Source organism: Mycoplasma sp. 13536 (assembly GCF_055523495.1).
In genome coordinates, this window is sequence record NZ_JBVFVC010000001.1 from 766180 (window position 1) to 792487 (window position 26308).

General features: G+C 26.7%; 20 protein-coding genes. 2 read left to right on the plus strand and 18 right to left on the minus strand.

Translation table 4 applies throughout. The features are described 5' to 3' along the window. Window positions 1-76 precede the first annotated feature (76 nt). From fmt to AC0B4N_RS03110, 7 genes are all read right to left on the minus strand, one after another. A complete protein-coding gene (gene fmt / locus AC0B4N_RS03080; protein ID WP_465102394.1) occupies window positions 77-937 on the minus strand; it encodes a methionyl-tRNA formyltransferase in 861 nt (286 codons plus the stop codon). Beyond that, on the minus strand, window positions 930-1826 hold the full coding sequence (locus AC0B4N_RS03085) for a hypothetical protein (protein ID WP_465102395.1): 897 nt from the start codon (window positions 1824-1826) through the stop codon (window positions 930-932). Before AC0B4N_RS03085 ends, fmt begins: the two co-directional genes overlap by 8 nt. After that, window positions 1819-2790 carry a replication initiation and membrane attachment family protein gene (locus AC0B4N_RS03090; protein ID WP_465102396.1) on the minus strand — a complete coding sequence of 324 codons (972 nt, stop codon included), beginning with the start codon at window positions 2788-2790 and terminating at the stop codon, window positions 1819-1821. Before AC0B4N_RS03090 ends, AC0B4N_RS03085 begins: the two co-directional genes overlap by 8 nt. A gap of 70 nt (window positions 2791-2860) precedes the next feature. After that, window positions 2861-3397 (minus strand): nucleoside/nucleotide kinase family protein, encoded by a 537-nt coding sequence (locus AC0B4N_RS03095; protein WP_465102397.1) that lies wholly within the window; start codon window positions 3395-3397, stop codon window positions 2861-2863. A gap of 2 nt (window positions 3398-3399) precedes the next feature. Continuing rightward, on the minus strand, window positions 3400-4296 hold the full coding sequence (locus AC0B4N_RS03100) for a 5'-3' exonuclease (protein ID WP_465102398.1): 897 nt from the start codon (window positions 4294-4296) through the stop codon (window positions 3400-3402). Beyond that, window positions 4286-7228, minus strand: coding sequence for a DNA polymerase III subunit alpha (gene dnaE, locus AC0B4N_RS03105; protein ID WP_465102399.1), 2943 nt, complete (start codon window positions 7226-7228; stop codon window positions 4286-4288). The genes AC0B4N_RS03100 and dnaE overlap by 11 nt, the downstream gene beginning before the upstream one ends. 399 nt (window positions 7229-7627) lie before the next feature. Then, on the minus strand, window positions 7628-8812 hold the full coding sequence (locus AC0B4N_RS03110; RefSeq protein ID WP_465101889.1) for an IS30 family transposase: 1185 nt from the start codon (window positions 8810-8812) through the stop codon (window positions 7628-7630). A gap of 184 nt (window positions 8813-8996) precedes the next feature. Here AC0B4N_RS03110 and AC0B4N_RS03115 point away from each other — a divergent pair, with 184 nt between their 5' ends. Then, entirely contained in the window at window positions 8997-10451 is a 1455-nt protein-coding gene (locus AC0B4N_RS03115; protein ID WP_465102400.1) for a hypothetical protein, read from the plus strand. A 106-nt stretch (window positions 10452-10557) separates the two neighbouring features. On the opposite strand, the gene AC0B4N_RS03120 is transcribed toward AC0B4N_RS03115, so the two are convergent. The 4 genes from AC0B4N_RS03120 to AC0B4N_RS03135 are packed head-to-tail and all read right to left on the minus strand — an operon-like array spanning window position 10558 to window position 16051. Then, the gene (locus AC0B4N_RS03120; RefSeq protein ID WP_465102401.1) at window positions 10558-12174 is read right to left on the minus strand and encodes an MHO_4530 family protein; all 1617 of its coding nucleotides are present in this window, start codon (window positions 12172-12174) and stop codon (window positions 10558-10560) included. 2 nt (window positions 12175-12176) lie between these two features. Then, window positions 12177-14384 carry an ATP-dependent helicase gene (locus tag AC0B4N_RS03125; protein WP_465101592.1) on the minus strand — a complete coding sequence of 736 codons (2208 nt, stop codon included), beginning with the start codon at window positions 14382-14384 and terminating at the stop codon, window positions 12177-12179. 8 nt (window positions 14385-14392) lie between these two features. After that, complete coding sequence (locus AC0B4N_RS03130; protein ID WP_465102402.1) at window positions 14393-15025, minus strand: RDD family protein; 633 nt, start codon at window positions 15023-15025, stop codon at window positions 14393-14395. A 3-nt stretch (window positions 15026-15028) separates the two neighbouring features. Further along, complete coding sequence (locus tag AC0B4N_RS03135; protein ID WP_465102403.1) at window positions 15029-16051, minus strand: glycosyltransferase family A protein; 1023 nt, start codon at window positions 16049-16051, stop codon at window positions 15029-15031. 177 nt (window positions 16052-16228) lie between these two features. Here AC0B4N_RS03135 and AC0B4N_RS03140 point away from each other — a divergent pair, with 177 nt between their 5' ends. Further along, window positions 16229-17416: a phosphoglycerate kinase gene (locus tag AC0B4N_RS03140; RefSeq protein WP_465102404.1), complete on the plus strand. Its 1188-nt coding sequence runs from the start codon at window positions 16229-16231 to the stop codon at window positions 17414-17416. A 48-nt stretch (window positions 17417-17464) separates the two neighbouring features. On the opposite strand, the gene AC0B4N_RS03145 is transcribed toward AC0B4N_RS03140, so the two are convergent. The 7 genes from AC0B4N_RS03145 to AC0B4N_RS03175 all read right to left on the minus strand — a co-directional run bounded on the left by AC0B4N_RS03145 (window position 17465) and on the right by AC0B4N_RS03175 (window position 26220). After that, entirely contained in the window at window positions 17465-17728 is a 264-nt protein-coding gene (locus AC0B4N_RS03145) for an HPr family phosphocarrier protein (protein WP_099309444.1), read from the minus strand. A 66-nt stretch (window positions 17729-17794) separates the two neighbouring features. After that, a complete protein-coding gene (locus tag AC0B4N_RS03150) occupies window positions 17795-19309 on the minus strand; it encodes a phospholipase D-like domain-containing protein (RefSeq protein WP_465102405.1) in 1515 nt (504 codons plus the stop codon). A 24-nt stretch (window positions 19310-19333) separates the two neighbouring features. Continuing rightward, a complete protein-coding gene (locus tag AC0B4N_RS03155) occupies window positions 19334-20116 on the minus strand; it encodes a Nif3-like dinuclear metal center hexameric protein (protein WP_465102406.1) in 783 nt (260 codons plus the stop codon). 1 nt (window position 20117) lies between these two features. After that, a complete protein-coding gene (locus AC0B4N_RS03160) occupies window positions 20118-21539 on the minus strand; it encodes an RNA polymerase sigma factor (protein WP_465102407.1) in 1422 nt (473 codons plus the stop codon). Between the two features lie 9 nt (window positions 21540-21548). Then, window positions 21549-23414 (minus strand): DNA primase, encoded by a 1866-nt coding sequence (dnaG, locus tag AC0B4N_RS03165; protein WP_465102408.1) that lies wholly within the window; start codon window positions 23412-23414, stop codon window positions 21549-21551. A 9-nt stretch (window positions 23415-23423) separates the two neighbouring features. Beyond that, window positions 23424-24785, minus strand: a complete 1362-nt coding sequence (locus tag AC0B4N_RS03170) for a glycine--tRNA ligase (RefSeq protein WP_465102409.1) — start codon at window positions 24783-24785, stop codon at window positions 23424-23426. A 250-nt stretch (window positions 24786-25035) separates the two neighbouring features. Next, entirely contained in the window at window positions 25036-26220 is a 1185-nt protein-coding gene (locus tag AC0B4N_RS03175) for an IS30 family transposase (protein WP_465101895.1), read from the minus strand. Window positions 26221-26308: the final 88 nt, after the last annotated feature.

A 26308-nucleotide genomic window follows, 5' to 3' on the forward strand; every position in this document is an offset into this window, starting at 1 on the left:
TTTATTATAATACAAATTTTTAGTTTTTTATTAGTAATTCACAAAAATAATTAAATAACCTGGAAATGTTTCCAGGTTATTTTCATTGAGCTAATTTAACTCGTTTTTTAGATTCGTATTGGTAATCAGTTGCGTACAATGTTCCATCTCTAAATATCAGTTCTAAAGAATTAGGAATTTTAGTATAACTGGCATAAAAGATTTTAACTCGTTTGTTGTTTAAATATAAGTAACACCCTGGATTTGAAGAATATGCTCTAATTTTATTAAAAGCTTCAGTTGTTGTTAACTGATTACTTAGCAATGCATCTTCTTTAAGTAACTTAGGTGATAAAGTAACTAAACTTTCGTCTTGTTTTTCAGGATTGATTTCATTGTTAATTAATTTAGTTAATCAATTTGTTATCTGCATTTTAGCTAAATTAGATACTTTTTGAAATAATGAATCAGAAGTATCTAAATCACTAACTTGCAATGATGCTTTAAAAAGCATATCTCCAGCATCCATTTCTTTAGTCATATAAATTAATGTAATACCCGTTTCACAATCTCCGTTTAGTAAACTATGTTGCAAAGGAGCAGCGCCTCGATATTTAGGTAATAATGAGCCATGAATATTGATTGAGGCAATTTTAGCTAAATCTAAAACTTTACTTGGGATATACTGCCCAAAAGCACAAGTTAGCAAAATATCATAATCCAAGGATTTTAATTCTTCATAAATTTCGCTTATTTTATTAGGTTGAAATAGAGGAATTTGATATTTTTGGGCTAATAATTTTGTAGGAGTAGCTTCAAGCTTATAACCTCGGTTTGCTGGTTTATCTGGTTGCGATACAATAGCAACAACGTTAAAATGTTTGATTACTTCTTCAAAAACTGGTACTGAAAAATTTGGTGTTCCAGCCAGAACAATTTTTGATGGATTTTTACTCATGATGGATTCACACCTTTTCTTTTGATAATTGATCAATTAAATAAATAAGTTTTTTAGCAAGTGGGCCTTTGGGGTCAATATTTTCACCACTTGGTGATTTCTTAAAAAGTTGCTTGCCTAGTTCATTAAAATTATAATATGAACCAAAATATGTTTTGGATTTATTTTGGAGCCTTTGACTTAATAAAGGTAAAAAGAAACTATCTAAAAACCATAAAGATAGTTGCTTTAAACCAATTTCATCAAAGATTAAAATATCAACATTAACTAAATCTTCTAACAAAGAATCAATGTCTAAATTTGATTTATTAAAACTACGTTTAAGTTTATCTTCTAGTAAATTAATATCTAAATAGGCTACTTTTTGATCGTTAATTGCATAATAGTTTGCAATTAACGATAAAGTATAAGAGCGTTTGGATTTAATTGACCCAGTTATGTATAAAGTGTCTAAATTTGTTTTTTTGTTATACAAATCTGTTAAATATTCATAAATATCTAATTCATCTTGAAATAAACTTAAAATAGCTTTAGTTAAAAGATCATCATTTGAATATGTATTATAATCTTTAAATAAGATATTTGTTTTTATTTTAAATTCGTTTGTTAAATTTGTAGCACTGAGTTGTTTGCCAAAAACTAGCTTATTTTTATGATTTCTAGCAATTGTTGTTTGTCAAACTAAATTAGTTTTATGGCTTTCTTGTTCTAAAATTAACATTTGGGGCAGATATGTAAAAATTTCTTGGTCATTTAAATTATGTTTTTGAATAAGGTTTGCAAGAAATTTATTATTTTTTAATTTTGTAATTAATTTATCTTGATCTATATCACTACTAAGTGCTTGATTGAGTTTTTTATCATTAGTCGAAAAATTAAGTTTAGACATTTTTTAAACCTTTTAAATAATCATTTTTTAAAATTAGTTTTTCTTCATACATTTTTTTGGTACGGGTACTATTTTTAAATTTACCATCCAGGTATGCTTCAACTTCACTAAATTCATTAAGATGAGTATCAGATAATTCTTTAATTAATAAATTAACATATTTAGGCCATGTATCATTTTTATAACGCTTAATACTGTAATAAATTACTAAGTTTAAGGTTTTAGATTCCTTAAACACATTAGTTCATGTTTCTAAAAAGCCTTCATTTAATTCAAAATTATTATTGTTAGTCATTTGCATAATAAATTCACTAGGCCTAAGCTGCATTAATGCTTGATAGTCATTAGCGTATTTAATGTTCGATACTTCTAATTTAGTATAAACTTCACGTTGTTTAACAATATTTTTAATTTTATCCTCGTTAATATGATCTTGACCTGTTTTAAGATAAAAATTCTTAACAATATTTTGTGAATTCGTTAGTGACTCTTGGAAAACATTAAAGAAATTAGCTGAAATATCTTCAAAAGCAAAATTATTGATAACAACTTTATTTGGAAGGCTTGTTAAACGCTTAAAGTTAGCATCACCAACTTTTTGCTTAATCATTTGTGAAATAAATGGATTTTTAATAATTTCTTGCCCTTGTAATGGTTTATGTAATTCCAAAATAATTGTTGCACTTTCATTATCTTTGTAAGTATTAATTAAACCTAATGCTTCAAGTTGCATCCTAGCTTGGTGCAAATTTGTTTCATTAGTATTTAATAATAAATTTAAAGTAGCAAAACTATACGGTGTAACGAGATCATTGTTTTTAGCTAAATCATTTAAGTATTCATAAAGTAAAATACTCAAATGATCTAAAATAGGTGCATAATATTTACGTAAATTACTTAAATCAGAATTATAAATAGTTGTTTTAAGTGAAATTTTAAAATAGTCAAAATCTAAAAAATTCATAATGATTACTCCTTTTTGGTTTAAATGCAAAACAATTTTAAATAATATTTATAAATTTAAAAGATAATAATTATTTCTTAGGGTAAACTAATGCTTTTTCCCAAGAGATATCCACAACCTTTAAATTATTAAAAAGTTCCTTATTTTGCCAATTATAAGTATTTAAAGTATCTAATTTTTTTATTAAATCAGTTTTTCCATATTTTTTATTTAAAAAACTTTTTCGCCTTATTTCCGGAATTTGTACATGTCAAACTTCGCTAAATAACGTTATTATTTCTTTAGGTGCCTTAAATAAAATTGGATATTCTACAAAATCATAGATATGATTTTGTAGGTGTATATAAAGTTCGATATTTATTAAATTTTCTAATATTTGCAAATTGTGTATATCCAATAAAATTCATCTTTTAATTTTTTGTTTATCTAAAGTATTTTTTGTTACCAAATCACACTTTACTAAATTTTTTACCTTTTTGACAAAATTAATATCTTTATATAATAACGTAACAAAATGATCTACTTCTAAAACATGATAGCCTTTATTAAATAATAATTTTAAAATTTTGCTTTTGCCAACACATATTTTACCAACTATTGCAACCATTTTTATTTTTTATTTAAAAAGCGTTTTAGTTCTAGTTTAAATTTTTCTAATTCTAATTCATTTAAATAATCTAATGCATTATCATAGTTTATATTTAATAAATAAAAATCAATATCTAAATTTAAATTTTGGACATTAGTATTAATTTTAGATAATTCGTAAGATAAAAATCCAGAATCTTTACCCTTGCTTAACTTTTCAATAATGCTTTTGGATTCGTTTAATTGCCCTAATTCTAAAAGTTGATAAAGATTTTCAAAGTTATTATAAGCTCCAATTAATTTTAGTGCAGTCTTATCACCAATTCCTGGAACCCCAGGTAAATTATCACTAGTATCACCTTTAAGTCCTTTAAATGTAGTTATTTGGCTTGGATTTAATTGATAAATTTGATAAAAATTATCTAAATTAACAATAGAAATATCCAAACCTTTTTTAATAATATATGAAGTATTTAAATCGACTAATTGTAATAAATCTTTGTCTGATGAAAAAATATATTTTTCTCCAGACATTTTTTTACAATATGTTCCAATAATATCATCAGCTTCATCTCCTATTTGTTCAATTCATTTAATATCTAATAAGGTAAGTAATTTTTTTATATAATCAAATTGGTCAAATAATTCTTGCGGTGCTTTAATTCTCCCTGATTTATACTCAGGAAAAATGTTGTGCCGCTTTGTTTTGCCTTGTGCATCAAATGCAATCATTAAATGAGTTGGTTCAATAAATTTTAACAACTTAATTAATTGAGATAAAAAAATTGCAATTGCATTTGTAGGCACTCCATTTGAATTACGTAAAATTTGAGTTAAATCTCCGCGGTAAGTGGCATAAAAGGATTGAAATAGTAAATAATTTCCATCAATTACTAATGAACATATATTATTCTTCATAAATTAATTCCTCGATATCTTTCAAATTATAATATTTATCATCCTTTTTTAGTATTAATACTCGAACTGTTTTAGGTAGTTCCTTAGTTAACCATGAAATCAATTTAGTATTTCAAGTTGAAGCAATCACTGCCTTAGAATTATCTTGTAATTTAAAATTCAGTTGATTATCTTTTTTACCTTTGCTAACAGATAAAATTTTTACTTTAAGCCAATTTGCTTGATCTTGTAAATTTAATAAGCAAATTTCATTTGGTTCATTTTGTAAATTTGAAGTATTATTAATTTTTAAAAATTCATGGCTATACATTGAGCCAAGTAATTTAATTTCTCATTCATTTTCAAATTCAATATCCTGAATGGCTTCAGTTAGTAAATGATCACCAAACTTATGAACACTAATAAATTTATTTAAATACTCAAGTGGGTTATCTAATTTTTTAGTTTCAAATTTAAACAATTCATAATAGTCAAGGCAAATATCTAAACTTGCTAAAAGCATTTTAACATTACCAAATACATTAAATGCACCCGCTTTAATTAATGTTTCTAAAATACTTTCTCCAAGCCCAGCAACTTTTAACCTTAATCATGCGGAAATAAAACTAGTAAATAAACCGCCTCTTTGACGTTCATTAATAATTTTCTCAATAGCAGCTTGCCCCACTCCTTTAATTAAGGCAAAACTTAAATAAATCACATTATTTTTTATTTCACATTCAAAACTAGAAATATTAATGTTTGGAATTTTAGTGGTAATTTTAAACAACCTTGCTTCATCAACATAATTTTTAATAGTTTGCTGATCAACTCCAGTATTTGACAATAAATACTTATAAAAAATCATTGGAAATCTTGCTTTGTAATATGCTAATTTATAACTAATAAAAGCATACGCAACTGCATGAGATTTATTAAATCCATAATCAGCAAATTTTTCTATCTTAGCATAAATTGTGTTTAAAGTTTCCTTGCTAAATCCATTTTTTAGTCCACCTTCAAAAAACTCATCTTTATATAATTTGAGTTCTTGTTCTTTTTTCTTAGAAATTGCCCTTCTAAATAAATCAGCTTTTGAAAACGACATATTAGCTACATCTTGCACTATTTGCATAATTTGTTCTTGGTAAACAATAATTCCGTAAGTATTTTTTACAATATTATCATATAATGGGTGAATTTTATCAATAAATAATGGATTAATTTTATTTTTAGCATAAGTTTTAATATATTTGCTTGGCCCAGGTCTAAATAAAGCTAAAACGGCATAAATATCATCAAATTTATCAATAACCACTTCTTTAATTGCCTTGCGCATTCCAGGTGATTCAAGTTGAAAAATACCATCAGTTAAAGTTGAATTTAACAATTTAAAAGTTGGTAAATCATTAAATAAAGCAATCGAATTATTAATTACTTTGTCAAAATGCAAATCTTTTGGAATTTCACTTTCTAATTCATTAATAAAAGTTAGATTTTTTAAACCTAAAAAATCTATTTTAATTAATCCATATTGTTCTAAATTATTCATTGTCATTTGTAATTGGTTTAGTTTAAAATTACTTTCTTGTACTGGGACAATATTAATTAAAGGTTCATTGCTAATAATAAAGCCAGCTGCATGAATTCCTAATTGTCTTGGTAAACCTTCAAGGCGCGACGCTAAATAATGTAATTTAGGATATTTTTGTGCATATAAAGCATATCTTTTATTATTAAGTGCAGCATGTTCTAATGAAAGATCATGCATTGATAAACAAGCCGAGATTGCATCTAATTCGCTGCGTGGTATATTTAAATATCTTCCAACATCACGTAGGGAATTTTTTGAAGCCATAGTTTGAAATGTCGAAATAAAGGCTACTTTATCTTGCCCGTATTTTTTAGCTAAATATTCAAAAATTAAATCTCGTTTGTTATCTTGAATATCAATATCAATATCCGGCAAGCCAACTCTTTCTAAATTTAAAAATCTTTCAAACAATAAATTAAATTCAATTGGATTTACTGAAGTTATACCAATTAAATACGAAATTAATGAACCTGAAGCAGAGCCACGGCCAGGACCTATTAAAATATTATTATTTTTAGCATAGTTAATTACATCTTGAATAATTAAAAAATAATCAATAAACCCAATTTTTTTAATTACTTTAAATTCAAAGTTAATTCGTTGATCAACTAATTCTTTATCATATTTTTTAATAATTTGATGATAACGTTCCCCATTTATTAAATTAAGTAGTTGTTCTACTGAATTATTTGAATATTTTGGTAATTTAAGAGACGTATCAGGTTTAAAATTTTCAATACTATTGACAATGGATAAAATATTATTGTATACTTCATCATTAACATCAGAAAATTCACCTATTTCATAATATTCACTATAAATAGTATTGTTTTCATCTAAATTACCAATTTTATTTAAAATTGGTAATAATTCATTATCATCAAAATATAAAATCTTTTTAGTAGGAGCATATACTGTTTGATATTCTTGCATTGTTTTGGCATTTAAATAAAAATTACCTAAATATTTATCTAATTTAATATTCTTAGCTTTTGCTCCTAATTCAAAGTGATCAATTAAAAATATATTAGGATCATCTAAATCATAATATGAAATTTCTGCTTGAGTGCTTTTAGCTAAAACTAATTCTTTTAATTTTAAAAAACCAGAATTATTTTTAGCTAAAGCAATAATTTGAAAACCTTCTGTTAGTTTTAATTCAACCCCTAATATTAATTTAAAGTCATATTCATTTTGAAAATTTCAATAAAATTGTAAAGCGTGGAAATTTTCAAAATCAGTTAATGTTAAATATTTAACTTTTTTTTGCTTTGCAAGTTTAAATAAGTCGTTAAGTCTAATTGTTGAATTTAAAAACGAATATTCAGTATTAGTATGTAAATAAATAATATCTTTCATGGTTTAATTTTATATGATTTAGCATTAATATAAAATTAAATTTATAGAATAATTAACTTTTCAAGCAAAGTCCACTGTTTTAGAATTATATTTAGTATGTTTTTTTTTTTTTTTTTGCATGTAATTTATATAAATATAATAAAATATATACAGATATTTTAAAATTTGCTTTTACTCCTGAAATAAATTTTAAATATATCTAGCAAAAATTTTGTTTTTTGGAAAAGTCACTTGCGAGATATTAACAAAATAATTGCGTTTTAATTTTAACATAAATTTTACATAAAAAATGTATGCGAAAACAGAAAACACGGCAGTGTTTTCTCGTCGGTTTTGCTTACTTTTGCCAAAAGTAAGGCCCCTTTGATTGCAATCAAAGGCGGGGGATTAAAAAAGTTTTTAGGTTATCTTATATTGCCTTACAACTTGCCGATAGTTATTTATTTTATCCATCATATAATCAATTTCTTGCTGAGAGTATTTATCTAGACTTTTTCCTTTGGGAATGTAATACCTAATTAAGCGGTGCATATTTTCTATTGAACCTTTTTGTCATGAACTATATGGTTGGCATTTAAATAGTCTTTCAGTTGGAATAACCTGGTGCAATAAGACATTTTCACTACCATTATCAACTGTTAAAGTTTTAATGTCTAAGTTATGTTTCTTGATTAGCTTTAGAAGAGTTTGTTTTATAGCTTTGGAGTTGCGTTTTGAGAGCATAGCATAAGACATTCTGGTTTGCCGTTCAATTATGGTTACAATACAATATGTATCATTGATTGTACCAATAACGGTGTCTAATTCAAAATGGCCGTGTTCAGAGCGATCATTAATATAAGCTGGACGTTTCGAAATTTCTGTAGCATATTTTAATGTTTTAGGTTTGGTTTGTTTCTTCTTCCTTATGCCATATTTTCCTTCAGATTTTTTAACAATGTGGTCAAATTCAAGGAAATAAGGGTATTTTTTGATTATTTTATAAATTGTACTAGGTGAAGGAGCGAATTCATCAGGTGATAATTTTTTAAAAGAATTCACAAGATAGGTAACTGATTTCTTAACTTCTTTTTGCTGCAAATTCTTTTTATTTCTATTTTTATTGTATGTATTAAGCTCACTATACCAATATTTTCTGTAGGCCTTTCATTTCTCTTTAATTGTATCACTTACAAAAAAGAGTCGCGAAAACGAATACCCTGATAAATGTTCATATAGTTTGGTAAAATTAAGGGTTTTAACCCGCATTACTCTTTTTGAACACTTCGGACAAACATAGCGATTTTGTTTATCTAAACTAAGTGGTCTGCGATTTGTAATAATTTGGATTTTGCTTTTTATACTTCGAATGTCTCTATCAAAAATCTTGGCTACTTCTTGGATTGAGAAGCCTTCAGAAAGTTCTTGTAAAATATTATAAAGTTGTTCTAGATCGATTTGATCTGATCGTAATTTTCGTTGTGTCCCAAGAGCTCCTTGCATTTTCAAAATAGTGTTGTAATTCTCTTCGATTTTAAAGTGTTGATATTTATTTTCTTTTCGATATTTGTCAAAAACACAAATATATTTTTCTAAATTTTTCATATAATTTTAAAGTCTCCTTTCATTTTTTTAAAATTTATTAATACAACTATTTTATTACAAGGTAGACAAAAACAATGTCACATGCAAAAAACTTGCATGTGACATTTCCAATTAATACTAGCAAAAATTTACATTTTATTTAAATTTATTAAGATAATCAAATATTATATGAAAAGGAAGATTTATGAAATTACGAAAATTTTTATTAATAACAACTAACTTAGTCTCAATTACCGCTGTTACTGCTGTTTCATGTACAGCGCCTCAGCCCCAAAAAAGACAATTTACTATTCAAAATGTTAGCGAAATTACAGTAACTCAAACAAGTGCTGAATTCACCGCTAAAATTACTGGTCTACAAGGAACAGACCAACTTAATGTAAAAGTTAATGACACAACTCATAATTTTACAGTTTCAAGTTTAAACAAACCAGCTGATAATGAATATAAAATTACTATTACTGGTTTAACTAAAGGAACTACGTACGAACTAGATACCATCAAGGTAAACAACGATACATCATTTAATGTCAAACGTTCATTTACAACCTTAACTGATGTAACAACCACTCCTCCAGAAACCGAAAACCCAGGGGACACCACTCCTCCAGAAACCGAAAACCCAGGGGACACCACTCCTCCAGTTCAGGAACCTGATTATAATCAAGTTGGGGAACATTTAGAAAATGTTACAGATGAAGGACTAGGTGAACGTTTTGATCAGTTATTAAAAGCATATTTAGAAAAACCTGCTAATAAAGAAGGTGGAAAACTAAAACAAATGCAACTTTATGGCCCAACAAGTAATACCAATGATCAAGTATACTTATCAATTCAAGGATCAGGAGGTAAACCCGAAACAGCTATTTTAAAAATAAAACAAAACTGAGATGTTAACAAATTAGAAGGTACTGCTAATTCAAATAATAAAAAATTATATTTAGCTGAATTTAATCAAGAAAATAGAATTTTAACTTTAAAATATAAATATGATGGAGAATACTTCCACATCACAACTTTAATACCTAAAGCTAAAACTCCTGAACAAAAACAAAAAGAAGAAGATGAAAAAGCATACAAGCAAGTGCAAGATTATGTAAAAAGTGTAGTAAAAAGTGCTGTTTTCTCACAAACTCCAGATAGTTCAAATAGTAAACCAACTTTAACTTTAACCTTTAATGCAGGTACACAAAATAATACAGAAAGTCAAACTGAAAACACAAAATCTGAAGAATATAGCAAAGAATTTGAAAAATTTGCTAACTTAATTTCTTATTTCCATACTGTGCACCTTGAAATTGAAGATACTAATGGTCAAATTTACTCTGGATATGAATATTTAATGGATCCTACAAAAGAAAATTGAGGAATGACCTATAATAATAATAATCCAGAACGTAAAATCGAGTTTGGAATATACAAAATGGAAAAGAAAGACGAAAATTCAGCTAATACAGCGGAAGCTACTCAAGAAAATCAAAATCAAGAACACAAAACTAAAATAGAAAATATCAAAACTATTAAAGCATGATTACGTAATCCTAGTTTTGCAGATGAATTCGCATACTATGAAATAGATGTTACAAAAAGTGAAACTTCATCTAATTCAGCCCAAGCAGCGGGGGGGACAATAAGCTAGTAGTTAATCCTTAATCAGGTAATTAATCTACTTAACACTAAAACACAACCAAGAAATCTTGGTTGTGTTTATTTTTGCTTTTAAATTATAATTTAGTAGGTATATTTTAGTCCATTATATCTAAAGTATATTTTAAATCGAATTTGCAGTAAATTAAATCTTCTAAACCTTGCGGTATAGTTTCATAAATCACTAAAATATTCTTTGCTTTAGTTAATTGTAATAATCGATAACATGAAAAGATGATATTTCACATTTTTAAATTATTACAAATATCTTTACTTAAAACTATTAGTTTTAAGTTGTTTAATGAATTAATTAAATTATAAATACTTTTATTTATATTAGTTAAATAAATACCATATTCATAATTATTATTAGAATAAATTGCTATTTTATTATTAATTTTTTTATAATCAAAATAATCGCTTTGTGAGGTTAATAAACACATAACTTTAGCACCGTCTATTAAAAAATCATTTCGTAAAAAGTCTGCTTGCTGTATTTTATAAATTAAATTAAGATTTTCTTCTTTGCCATAGCTATCAACATAATCAAATCAAAGATTTTGATATTTATATGCTAGTGTTGGTATTAAGTCAAAAAAATCAATTCATTCTTGCTTAATTAATTCATTAGTAATAGACACTTTAACTAACGATAAATTAACTTTATCATTAGTTAAATATGTATTGATTACTTTTTGCCTAGATAATTTAAATTTTAGTGCATTAGCATTTAAAGTCTTATATAAATTTAAATTCTTGCTAAAAGTTTGAAAGACTTCTTCTTTTAAAATTGCCGGATTTAAATTAAGGTAATTATTTGGGGAATTAGAATAAATCATATTATAAAGTGAATAATTTAATAATTCTTTAAGGTTATGTTTGTAATATAAGGTATTTAGTGAAGGATATCTAAAAATAGTAAATTTATCAAAAAATGGATTAAGGCCATATTGGGTATTTAAGGTAGTTATTTTTTTCAGTAAGTGTTTAAAACGATATTTGTTTACTTTTTTAACTAAAAAAATTAACGTATCCTCATCTTTAACAATCTTTCAATTTTTGCCTTTTAAACCTAAAGATTTAATAATTAAAGATATTTCATTTTTATAAAAAATAGCATTATATTTTTCTAATTTTAATAAACCACCAATAACTACAAAATTTTTCCAAGCTATTTCACTTGCTTTATCACTTAATTCAGGTATTTTAAAAATTTGTTTTTTGCTAAAAACTTTTTTCCAGGTTATTGTACAAAAAAACTTATTTGCAGCAATACTTCTTATAGTCATTTTGACAACATGTTTTTTTAAAAAATAACTTTCTAATTTAAAAATAAATCAAGTTATAAAATGATATTTTTTAATAACAAAATTATTAAATTTTATATCTAGTTCATGTGTTTCTTTATGAGTAAATGGATTGTCTAAAAATTTATTCAAATTGATTTGAGTATCTGGTTCAAAATAAGCTAAGAATTCTTTTAAAGAACCATATTTAAACATGCCTACTGTTGTTTTTTTAACATCTAAATTAGTTGCAAAATATGCATTTTTTTTATTTAATCTAATTACCCTTAAATTACTCATATCAATCTCATAATGCATGATATCCCATGAGGCATGAAAATACATATAAATGCAAACCAGAATTGCAATAAGTAATAAGATAATTAAAAGAAAGATTGTAAAGAAAATAAAACCATAAAAAATGGCCATAATTACCTACTTAAAAGCCTAATTGCTGGGTGGGTTTTATTTAATTTTCGTGTGACTTGATCTTTATGGAATAAAACTTCAATATCATTACTATTACCTACCTCAATAACTTCACCTTCACCAAAAGTAATATGCGAAATAATATCACCAACTGCAATTTGTTCATTTTTTAATACAACATCATTATATGATTCGGTATTTAAAACAAATTTAGTTGGATCATCTAATAAAATCGTATCACTCAGGTTAATCCCCATTTCACTTAAAAAAGGCGATGGAACTTTAAATTTATCAAGTGAGTAAACCATTCCCCGTGATGATGATATAAATAATTTTTTCTTCGCCCTAGTAATAGCAACATATGCTAAGCGCCTTTCTTCTTCTAATAGTTCACTAGTGCTTTTACCCTTTGAATTATTAATAAAATCTCCTTCATCATAAATTCTAAAACTTGGGAAAACTCCATCACTAAGTCCAACTAAAAAGACATTTTCATATTCTAAACCTTTTGATGAATGAATTGTCATTAAAGTAACATAGTTAGTTTCATTATGATATTCATCACTTACAGAAAGCAAACTTACCATATTAAGATAATCTTCTAAAGTTCCGCCAACATTATTCTTTTCCCAATTATCAATTGATTTAATTAATTCTTTTACATTTTCTTTAGCTGTCCCACGAAGGTTTTTATCATTTTTTATACTTTCATAATAACCTATTTTTTCTAAAAATGCATCAAGGGCACGGCTAATTTTAAGTTTTTTAGTTTCAATAGCATTTTTATATAATAAAATAGTTTCCAAAAATGGTTTAAGTTTATTTTTTAGAAAATCAACGCCAAATTCTTTAGGATTTAATTCTTTAAAATGATCACGCAGAGCTCAAAACATGGTTTTATGATGACTAGTTGCAAAATCTCTAATTCTTTGTAATTTCACTTCGCCAATCCCCCGGCTTGGCACATTAATAATGCGCTCAAGTGAGATTTGGTGTCCATCAAATAAAACCCTTAAAAAAGCAATAACATCTTTAATTTCATCTCTTTGATAAAATTTAACTCCATTAATTAATTTATGGGGTATATTAGCTTCAATTAAAGCTTGTTCAAAAGCCCGCGAATAATAATTAGATCTAAATAAAATAGCAATTGAACGCAAAGGGTTTTTTTGTTTTTTTAATTCATTTATTTTTGTGACAACTCATGCAGCTTCTGCTTCTTCATTGTATAAATGTTGGTATTCTAAATCAGTCCCATCCTCATTTTGTGTTACTAAATCTTTACTGAATCTAATATTATTATGTTTAATTAATTTATTAGCAGCTTCCAAGATTTTTTTAGTTGAACGGTAATTTAAATCTAAAATAACAGTTTTAGCATCAGGATAATCTTTATCAAAATTTAGAATTAAATCAACTTTTGCACCTCTTCAGTTATAAATGGTTTGATCAGGATCACCAACAATTGTTAAATGTGTGTGATCTGTATAAAGCATTTTCATAATGTTATATTGCATAGATGCAGTATCCTGAAACTCATCAATTAAAATATATTTAAATTTTTTCTGATATTTAGCTAAAACATCAGGACGCATTGTAAACAGTTTATAAGTTTGAATTATTAAATCATCAAAATCTAAAGAACCATTAATAGCTAATTCATTTAAATATTCAATATAGATTTTATTCAAAATCGAAGGTTTTTGTTCCTTAGATAAGACTTTTGCAAATTCTTTAGGGTCTTCTGAATAATTCTTGGCTCAAGAAATATATTGCGAAGCGGTCTTATATGGAATTTCTGTAGTTGTAATTCCTAAAGATTTATAAATCTTTTTTAAAATTGTATCTTTGTCTTGTTCATCAATAATTTGAAAACTTGTAGGATATCCTAACTGGCGAATGTCCTTGCGCAAGACATCAGCGCAGAAAGAGTGGAAAGTCTTAGCATTAATTTTTCCAATATCTTGTTGACAATAATTCCCAATTCTTTGCACTAATTCTTGAGCTGCTTTATTAGTAAAAGTTACAGCTAAAATTGACTCGACTGGAACATTTAAATCATTAATTAAGTATGATACTTTTCTGGTTAAAACTTTTGTCTTTCCTGAACCAGCTCCAGCTATAATCCGTAAGGGGGTATCAAAATAAACAACGGCTTCACGTTGTTTTTCATTTAAATCACTTAATAAATCGATTTTTCTTAATAGCATGTTTCCTCCTATTTATAAATAAATTTTCGGCGTATATTTTTTTGGGGCAAGAATTTAAGTTCACTAATTACTTGCCTAATTTGTTTATCTTCAACCACTCGGGTTTCGGTTAGTAAATCAATTAAAATTAAATTGCGCTTGGAAACCAGCAGCATAAAGTACCCTGCAATTAAAATAAAAAAATGCATAGTTAATAAAGTAGTAATGATTCTCAACACAATCTGATGATATAAATCATTTCGTAAAGTTATGTGTTTTTGTTCATTTCACACAAAACTCTTATGACTTAAGAAGGATAATGTAATGAGTAAAATCACGAAAAAAAACCAAGTAATAAAATAATTATGTTTAAAGATTGATATTTTGGAAAAATCCTTAGTTTTTGAATTAATGATTTTTAATTTGCAAATCCACAAACCAATTGTTTTACCATTAAATAAAACTGGAATTAATTGGTAAAATAAAGCAAGAAAAATCCAGATTAAAACGACCCCGAAATAAAAAACACCCGCACTAGGCAAGTCATTTGGTTTTTTTGTAATTCTTAAAAGATAAAATGATAACAATACTAATGAAAAAAAACAAATTAAATCAATAATATTTGCTAGCAATCTTTTAAAGAAACTTGCATTTTTATACACTTATTAACTAAGTCTCTTTAAAATTTTGGTGTTTTTTAGTTTTGAAATTGGCAGAGATAATAAAATAATTTCATTATTATTTCGTAAGAAATATGGGTTGGTAATAAAATAATTTTTAGATTTATATTGCAAATCAAGCGTTTTAATTATTTCAAAATGAGCTTCAAAGACTTTTGGATTACGTTTTTCTCAAATATCTTCCTTAGTTTTATAGACTCGACGGTACATAAATTTTGTTTCATTTAAAAAACCAGTTAAGAGTAATTTAATAAAATAATATTTTGCATAAACTAATTCATCATTAAAGTTTAAATGTTTAATTTGAACAATATTTTGTAAATTATCAAAAGAAGTTAAAAAGTTTTTGGTAATTAATCAAATATCAGTAGGAAAATATTCAGCAAACATTTTATAATCTAAATATGTATACGTTTTAGCCTCTAAAAATAACATATAGTTTAGTTCAAGACACAATTTATTATTATTAGCTGTTTTAAATTTATGACCAAGAATTTTATTTGATAAGCTTTTTTTAATAATTTTATTGAAAATAAATGGATAAGTATAAGCAAAAGTTAATTTATTTTCTTGTAAATTAATCTTGCGACCCTCGACCACTCTACCTGTTGGTTTTCAAGTAATTGAACCATTTATTTTTGGTTTAAATTCCAAAATATCGACTTTAGTTTGCTCAATTGCTTGAATCATTCTTTCCACATAATGTTTTTTTATATATTGAATATCACAATTAAAAACAACAGAATATTCACCTGAAATTACCCTGTAAGCATTAAGTAAACTTTCTTGAGCAGTGGTTTGTTTTGAGTTATAAATAAACTTAAGCCTCTTACCAAAAGAAGCTTGATATTTTCCCAATTCTTTGATAATTTCTAAATTTTTTGAATTTGCATTGTTTAAACACAATACTACTTCAAAATCTTGACTAGTTTGCTCTTCCAAAGCTTCAAAATAATATTCTAATTGTTTTAAATCACTTGGTACGATTGATATTAATGATAATTTCATACTAACCACCCTTAGGTATTAATATTTTACCATAAAACTCAATTTTTTTAATGGGATATTAAGACATTTCATCCCATATCTAGCCCTAAAAATATTTACTATTTTTTTATAGTTTTAAATGTTGTCTTTATGAAAATAATTTATAATATTTATGTATTATAAAATTAGGAGGATTACATGAAAAATACAATTGACAATTTACAACTATCTGGTAAAAAAGTCCTAGTACGTGTTGACTTTAATGTTCCAGTACAAGATGGTATTATCACATCAACAAAAAGAATTAGTGCAGCATTGCCGACTTTATTAAAAGTCTTAAATGATGGTGGAAAGTTAATCTTACTTTCACACCACGGGAGAGTTAAAGAAAATTCTTGTCTTTCAAAACATACTTTAAAACCAGTAGCTTTTGAATTAGCTCGCCAACTTAAAAGACCAATTAAGTTTGTCGAACAAACTAAAGGCCCAGTCTTAGAAAAAGTTATTAACGAAATGAAACCTGGGGATGTAATTTTAGTACAAAACACACGTTATGAAGATTTAAACAACAAGGCTGAAAGTAAAAATAACCCTGAACTTGGTGCTTATTGAGCATCGTTAGCTGATGTTTTTATTAATGATGCTTTTGGTACAGCACACCGTGCGCATGCTTCAAACGTTGGAATTGCTAAAAATATCAAAGAATCTGCATTAGGTTATTTAATGGAAAAAGAAGTTTCATCTTTAGAAAAAGCTCTTAAAAATCCTGTACATCCATATGTTGCAATTATTGGTGGAGCTAAAGTATCAGATAAAATTAAGGTACTTGAAAACTTAATTAAAATTGCTGACAAAATGATTATTGGTGGGGGGATGGCTTATACATTCCTAAAAGCTCAAGGCATTAACGTTGGTAATTCATTAGTAGAAGATGATTACTTGCCACTTGCCAAAGACTTTTTAGCAAAATACAAACATAAGGTTATTTTACCAGTTGATCATGCTGTAGCAACCGAATTTAAAGACGTTACACCCGAAATTCAAGAAGTTTCAGTTAAAGAAGGCTACATGGCACTTGATTTAGGTCCTAAATCTATTAAAGCTGTACAGGATGCCTTAGTAAATGCAAAAACTGTGGTTTGAAATGGACCTATGGGTGTTGCTGAATTTGAAAACTACAAACATGGGACTCTTGCAGTTTGCAAAGCAATTGCAACTTTAAAAGATACCTATACTGTTGTTGGTGGGGGTGATAGCGTTGCCGCTATTGAAAAACTTGGTATGGAAGATATGTTCTCACACGTTTCAACTGGAGGCGGAGCTAGTCTAGAATTCTTACAAGGCATTGCTCTTCCTGGTGTAGTTGCTATTCAAGACAAAAAATAATTCAAATAAAAAAGGACTTGAGAAATCAAGTCACTTTTTTATTATTTATTAAATTAATTGGTGGTCTACAAGAGCTTTTTTGATTGCATCAATAGCTTCTTGTTCATCTTCACCTGAAGTTTTAATTGTAATTTCTGCGCCACATTTAATTCCTAGCGCCATAATATTCATAATTGACTTTAAATTACCTTCACGTCCTTCATATGATAATTTTGCTTCTGATTTAAATCTAGCAGCAACAGCTGTTACCAATGAAGCAGGACGTGCATGTAAACCAATTGGGTCAATTATTTTGCATTTCAATTCTTTCATATTATGAACCTTTCTATATCTAATTAATTATTTTCTAATAAATGCCAAATATAATTATACCACAAATTAAATTAATGTTTTAATTCAATTGAAAAAGAAGTTTTCAATTTTATTATATTTACGTTCAATATTCGACATTTTGTGAAAATTAATACATTTTTTATCATATTTTCTAAATAACGTTTTTAAATCTTCGACAATCTCACCTTGCACAATATCAACTGTTTCATATTGCGAAAACATGCTGCGAGGATCTAAATTATTAGTTCCCAGTCAACCAACTTCACCATCAATAATTCCCATTTTCGAATGTAAAAAATGATCAGAATAAATTTTTACTTTTAACCCAAATGGAATATAGCGATTTAATTGGTTTAAACCAGTTTTATAAACAAGTTTTTTGTCTGGCAATCCGGGAAAATAAATAGTAATTTGCACCCCGGTTTTTAATGCTATTATTAACAGTTTTTCTAAAGAACTTGTTAATGTAAAATATGGAGTTACAATTTTAATGCTACTTTTTGCATTTGATAAAGCCAAAAGTAAAAAGTCTTCAATTGTGGAGTATTTATAATTTGGAGAATCAGCTACCAATAAAGCCCTGGAATTATATGTTTCTTCTTGGTGTGAATTATATGTTAAATAATAACTTAAATTATTAATTTTTTCTTTCGAAATTAAACGCCATAATTTGAAAAATAGTAACACATAGGAATTAATATAAGGTCCTTGCATAATGTAATTAACATCAATTCAATGACCGTATTTTGGAGATAATGATCCATATTCATCTGAAATATTATTTCCGCCAGAAAATACTAATTTGGAATCTATAATAAAGAATTTTTGGTGGTTTCGTGTAAATGATGAAAAATTTATAAATGGATAATAAATTTTACCAATCATTCGAATTTTGATTAAATTTGTTTTAATTAAATTATTAATGTATTTACGTTGTTTACCAATTGCTCCAAAATCGTCAATTAGTCACTTAATTTCAATGCCTTGTTTTTGTTTTTGTTTTAAAATTTCAATAATTTCTTTTGCTATTTCACTATTTTTAATTATGTATGTAACAATGAAAATACTTTTTTTAGCTTCTTTTAAACTTTGAATTAATTTTTGATAAAAATCATATCCTTCTGATATTAAACGAATATTTGCATCATACATTAATGTTTTACGTTTTAAAATCATTTTTTGAATAATAGGGTTTGTCGAATTATGAGCCGATGCATTTATATCTGAATAATATGAAATTTTATATTCGGGTAATTCTTCTAGTTGCCTTTCAAATTTAGATTTTAAATCTAAACCAAAGACAAAGAAAATAATATGACCAAAAATAGGCACAAATAGCACTAAATATAACCAACTAAACTTAGCCTGGTTATTTCTGTTTTGAGCATGAATAACAAAAGTTGTAATTACATTAAGTAAATAAATAAAAATCAGTAAAAGCCAAATTAGGTCATTATTAATAAAAAGTGTAAGAAAAATCATGCTAGCAAAATATCCACTAGAAATTAATAATTGGAGAATAAAAATTAAAATTCGCTTAATTGTAAATTTTCTAGACATGAAAACCTTCTTTAGTATTTATTATTAAATGATGTTTTTATATGGTAATTTTATTGCTTTAAAATAAATTTTATCTTTAGGCAAAATTTGCTCTAAGTCTTGCATAATTTGATATGCAAAGACTTCTTCGCACTTATGCGGGATTTCTAAAACATTAATTTGTTTTTCTTGGTAGTTAATTCATTCATTTCATTTTAAATCACTAGTAATAAATAAATCAACTTTTAGACTGGAACTTAGTTTGTTAATATCATAAATGGAGCCAGATCCTGCTAAAATAGCTACTCTCTTAAATTCTTTTAATTGATTTGGATCAAAATTAGACCTTAAGGTATTTTGATAATTAAATTTTTCCTTAATAATCTCAATTAAATTAACACCAGCAGGATTATCAAAAACAACTCCATATAAAGTTGGAATCATTCTTAAATTATATTCATCTAATCCTAAATATTTAAAAACTTGGTGCGAGGTACCTAAGTATGCTATATCATAATTAGTATGTAAAGAATAAACGCTAATATTATGTTCTTTTAATTTGGAATTAATTTCTTTTTTATACGGAGCACTTTGATATTCTTTACCCCAAGAATCACTAAAAATAAATGGGTGATGAGTTAAAATTAAATTACACTTTAACTCAATTGCTTTGTTTAAAACTGCATTTGTTAAATCAATTGCTAATAAAACACCAGTAAGTTTGCTTGAAAGTTTGTTTTTTACATTTAAACCAGAATAATCTCAAGGTTCAGAATATTTTAAAGGGTATAAATCTTCTAAATATTCAATTACTTGTTTTACAGTCATATTAATAAAAATCCTTTAAAATATTTCCGTATTTTGGGTCATTTCTTAATTTCTTAAGAATTTTATTTTCAATTTGCCTAATTCTTTCTTTTGATACGTTATTTCGAGCAGCTGCTAAAGCTTCAAGGCTATGCACTTTATAAGGAACACCGTTTTGGTCAACTCCAATTCCATAACGCTTAGAAATTAATTCTTTTTCATCAGGTTCCAAACGATCAAGCATTTTTTGTAAAATAACACTTAGCTCATCTTTTGACGAATGATCGATTGGGCTAACAATATTATCATCTTTAACAAAATCACTAAATTGTGAATCATTTTCCTTACCCACTTGTTTATCTAATGAAATAGGGTCAGCATTTATTTTACGAATGTAGCGAACTTTGTCTGTTGTAAATGCACCTCCGATTCTTTCTGCAATTTCTTCATCAGAGGGTTCATAGCCTAGTTCATGACTTAATTCACGTTCTACTTTTGAAACTTTATTAATTGTTTCAACCATGTGCACTGGAACTCTAATCGTGCGAGCTTGATCAGCAACTGCACGAGTAATTGCTTGGCGTATTCACCAAGTAGCGTAAGTTGAAAACTTAAATCCTTTATTAATATCAAATTTTTGAGCAGCTTTAATAATTCCTGAATTACCTTCTGAAATTAAATCAATAAAAGATAGACCACGGTTTTTATATTTTTTAGCATTATTAATTACTAAACGTAAATTACGATTAATTAAAGTATCGCGGGCTTTTTTACCACGAAAGCCTCCTTGCATCATGCGGCGAGCTAACTCTTTTTCTTCAGCTTCTGTTAATAACTTACCATATTTACCTATCCAACGCATATATCATTTTACAATGTCATTAGTTTCAGTAAGTTTATTATATAAATTCTCAGATTTTTTCTCTTCAACATTCAATAGTTGCTCGCCTAGATCAAAATCATCATCGTCACTAAATTCATCATAGTATGTTTCTGAATCATCATCAGAATATTCATCGGAATCTTTTTCTAAATCTTCGTCATCTTGTTCTTCATCTGATTCATCATCAATATACAAATCATCATCATTGCCATCTTCTAAGTCACTAAAATTAGGTTCTTCAAGTTCAATTTTATCTAATTCATCAGTTATCGATTCTAAGTCAAATTCGTTAGTTTGTTTTTTTATTTTTTTAGAGTTATTAGATACTTCTTTTTGGAAATCTTCTAAGAAAACTTCATCTAAATCTCCAGAATCCTGTTCGTTGGTTAAAATATTTTCTTCTATTAGTTGGTTAAATAATTCATCCATTTGATCATCTGGAACATCTAAGTTTTGTTGGTATAAAAAATCCATTACCTCTTCTTGAGATAAACTAGATTTATTTTTCTTTTTCATATCATTGCTTAGTAAATTTATAAAAGTCTTAAAGTTAGATTTCATATTTTCTCCTTATAATTTAATTTCTTTAAAACGTTTTAATTCTTTAATTAAATTATTATAGTTTTTTGTGCTTGGGGTAATATTAAACTTGCGATTTTCATCATTATGAGAATTTAATAATTCTCGTATTAATGGAGTCAATGCAACTTTCCCACTTTCTTCTTGCAAAGTATTTTGTATCTTATTAGTATAACTAAGATAAAATTCTTTTAAATCATCTTCACGAAATTGTTCATTATAAGATTTAATCAAATCAAAAACTTTGCGGTGCATTTGCCGCTTTATATTATGAACTAATTCATTACTTTCTGAACTGGGGTCAAGTTCTAAATACGTAAAAGTACTTGATTTAATTTCATTAAAAGTATTGGCTAAATCTTGTGGTTTACAATAAAGAATACTTGAATTATCTAATTGAAAAAAGCGTTTTGCAAAGTCAGGTTTTAAAATAAAGTAAATTAAGAATTTAATTCTAATATTATTGGCCATAAAATCATTAAATTTACTTTGATTTAAAATTTTAGAATTATGTATGTTATATGATTCATAATATGTCTCATAATCCATGTTTATAAAATTATTTAATTCATGTAGTGGCGAGGATGGTGTTGTTAAATTTTCCAGTAAATCATAATTAAATTCATTTTTAAATTTAGAGGCAAAATAATTCTTTTTATCATAACTTATTAATGATAAAAACTCTTTAACATCATCACTAAATTTTTTCACGTTCTTGAAATCAAAAACTTCTTTTAATTTGTGTAAATCAAGATAATAATCATAAATAAAATCAATAAAAGATTTTTTTTGATCTAAAATGTGTTTTAAGCCGTGTGGACCTTCACTATTTAAAATTTCATCTGGATCTTTATTTGCAGAATTATATGCAACATAAACTTCTTGCACTTGATTACGTAATAAAGTTTTTAAAGATTTTAAAGTAGCATTAATCCCTGCTAAATCATTATCTAAAAATAAAGTAATTGAATATTGTTTTATTAATGAAACATGATGATTACTAAGAGCTGTCCCCATTAAAGCTACAACATTACCAAAACTAGCTTTATCAAAGGCAATAACATCCATAAAACCCTCAACAATAATAATTTCCTTGGTATTTTGAGCCTCTTCTAAAGCATTATAAATGTTATATAAGATTTTGGATTTATTAAACAAGATTGTTTCAGGTGAATTGATGTATTTAGGTTTGCTATCTTCATCTAGCGCCCGAGCACTAAAACCTACTATTTCATTAAATTCATTTTTAATTCCAAAGGTAATTCTGTTCCAAAAAATATCATGTAATTCATTATTAATAAGCCCAGCTTGCAAAATTAGCTCATTTGAAAAATTAGCAGATGTGTTTAAATATTCACGTAACTCATGATAAGGAGCATAGCCAATATTAAATTTTTTACGTATCTCAGGATCAAAAATCTGGCGCTTTTTTAAATATTCTTGGGCTTTTATATTACTTGTTGCTTTAATTTTAAAAAATGAATTAGCAACATTTAAAAGCTCTAGTAACTGAATTTCCTGTTCAGTTTTAGTCGCAATATTTTGAGAATTAATGTGAGATAAATCTAAATTAAGCGATAATTCATTAGATAAATATTCAAGTGTTTCAAGGTAACTTTTATTAAGATGTTTTTTAATAAAAGTTATTACATTACCGGATTCTGAACATGAAAAACATTTATAAATACCTTTTGATACAGAAACTGTAAAACTAGGGTTTGAATCTTGGTGAAAAGGACATAAACCTAAATAATTATTTCCTTTTTTAGTTAAGGAAATAAAATTAGAAATAACTTGTACTATGTCTGCTTTATCTAAAATTTGTTGGTTGATTTCTTTAAAATTTATTTGGTTCATTTTTATATTCTATAAGTATTTAAATATTTGATCTAGATCAATTCTAAATTGTTCCATTGTATCACGATTTCTTAAGGTAAAAGTGTTAGTTTCTAGTGAATCGTAGTCAACTGTTAATGATCAATATGTCCCAATTGCATCCTGGCGGCGGTATCGTTTACCAATTGAACCAGCTTCATCATAAACACATGAAATTCCTTTATCAACTAAAAAAGACATAATTTCTTTGGCTTTAGGACTAAGTTTTTTAACTAATGGCAAGATAGCAACTTTATATGGAGATAGTTCTAAAGGAAATTTGAATAGAATTCTAGAATCTCCATTATCAAAATTTTCCTCATAATATGTATCAAGTAAAATTGCATACATTAAACGGTCTAAACCAATACTTGGTTCAATCACATATGGAGTAATTTTTGTATTTGTTTCCGGATCTAAATAAACTAAGGATTCACCTGAAGCTTGCTCATGAGATTTTAGATCATAATCACTGCGATTGGCAACCCCAAGTAATTCACCTCAGCCAAATGGAAACTTAAACTCAATATCAGTTGTTCCTTTTGAGTAATGGGCCAATTCTTCAGGTTCATGATTACGAATTTTAATGCTTTCTTGCTTAATGCCTAATTTTAAAATAAAATTTTGAGCTTTATTAACGTAATAATCAAATCAATAATCAGCTTGATCTGGAAAACTGAAAAACTCTAATTCCATTTGCTCAAATTCTCTGGTCCGAAAAATAAAGTTGCCCGGGGTTACTTCATTTCTAAAACTTTTACCAATTTGGCCAATTCCAAAAGGTAATTTAGCCCGAGTAGAGCGCAAAACATTTTTAAAATTAACGAAAATACCTTGGGCAGTTTCAGGACGTAGATAGATTTTATTTTTACTTCCTTCAACGATTCCTTGCTCAGTTTCGAACATTAAGTTGAATTCTCTGATCTCACTTCAATTTGTTTTAGAACCTTCATATTCAAAAACATTATAATCTAAGAATTCTTTGAGTTCCTTTTTTGTCATTTTTTCAGGAACTAAGGTTGGATTAACTTCTTGAGCTATTTTGTCCGCTCGATAGCGCTTCCCATTTATTTTATTTTCAATCAATGGATCACTAAAATTTGATACATGTCCACTAGTAACCCAAACTTGCGGATTCATCAAAATTTTAGAATTAATTAAAAAATTACTGCTTTCTTTTAAGATAAATTCTTTTTTTCATAAATCACGAATATTGTCTTTTAAAAGTGAACCTAAGGGCCCATAATCTCAAGTATTGGCAAGGCCACCGTATATTTCACTACCTTGAAAAACAAACCCGGAAGACTTTAAATGATTTAAGAATGTTTCATTAATTTTACTGTAATTATTCATATGAATTTCATTATACCAAAAACAAAAAAATCTAATAATAAATATTATTAGTTTTTAAGCGTTGTTTTTTGGAAAAGTCACTTGCGAGATGTTAACAAAATAATTGTCTTTTAATTTTAACATAATTTTTAGATAAAAAAATGTATGCGAAAACAGAAAACACGGCAGTGTTTTCTCGTCGGTTTTGCTTACTTTTGCCAAAAGTAAGGCCCCTTTGATTGCAATCAAAGGCGGGGGATTAAAAAAAATTTTAGGTTATCTTATATTGCCGTACAACTTGTCGATAGTTATTTATTTTTTCCATCATATAATCAATTTCTTGCTGAGAGTATTTATCTAAGCTTTTTCCTTTGGGAATGTAATACCTAATTAAGCGGTGCATATTTTCTATTGAACCTTTTTGTCATGAACTATATGGTTGGCATTTAAATAGTCTTTCAGTTGGAATAACCTGGTGCAATAAGACATTTTCACTACCATTATCAACTGTTAAAGTTTTAATGTCTAAGTTATGTTTCTTGATTAGTTTGAGAAGAGTTTGTTTTGTAGCTTTGGAGTTGCGTTTTGAGAGCATAGCATAAGACATTCTGGTTTGCCGTTCAATTATGGTCACAATACAATATGTATCATTGATTTTACCAATAACGGTGTCTAATTCAAAATGGCCGTGTTCAGAGCGATCATTAATATAAGCTGGACGTTTTGAAATTTCTGTAGCATATTTTAATGTTTTAGGTTTGGTTTGTTTTTTCTTCCTTATGCCATATTTGCCTTCAGATTTTTTAACAATGTGGTCAAATTCAAGGAAATAAGGGTATTTTTTGATTATTTTATAAATTGTACTAGGTGAAGGAGCAAATTCATCAGGGGATAATTTTTTAAAAGAATTCACAAGATAGGTAACTGATTTCTTAACTTCTTTTTGCTGCAAATTCTTTTTATTTCTATTTTTATTGTATGTATTAAGCTCACTATACCAATATTTTCTGTAGGCCTTTCATTTCTCTTTAATTGCATCACTTACAAAAAAGAGTCGCGAAAATGAATAACCTAATAAATGTTCGTATAGTTTAGTAAAATTAAGGGTTTTAACCCGCATTACTCTTTTTGAACACTTAGCACAAACATAGCGATTGTGTTTATCTAAACTAAGTGGTTTGCGATTTGTAATAATTTGGATTTTACTTTTTATACTTCGAATGTCTCTGTTAGAAATCTTAGCTACTTCTTGGATTGAGAAGCCTTCAGAAAGTTCTTGTAAAATATTAAAAAGTTGTTCTAGATCGATTTGATCTGATCGTAATTTTCGATGCGACTCAAGAGCTCCTTGCATTTTCAAGATAGTGTTGTAATTCTCTTCAATTTTAAAATGTTGATATTTATTTTCTTTTCGATATTTGTCAAAAACACAAATATATTTTTCTAAATTTTTCATATAATTTTAAGGTCTCCTTTCATTTTTTTAAAATTTATTAATACAACTATTTTATTACAAGGCAGACAAAAACAATGTCACATGCAAA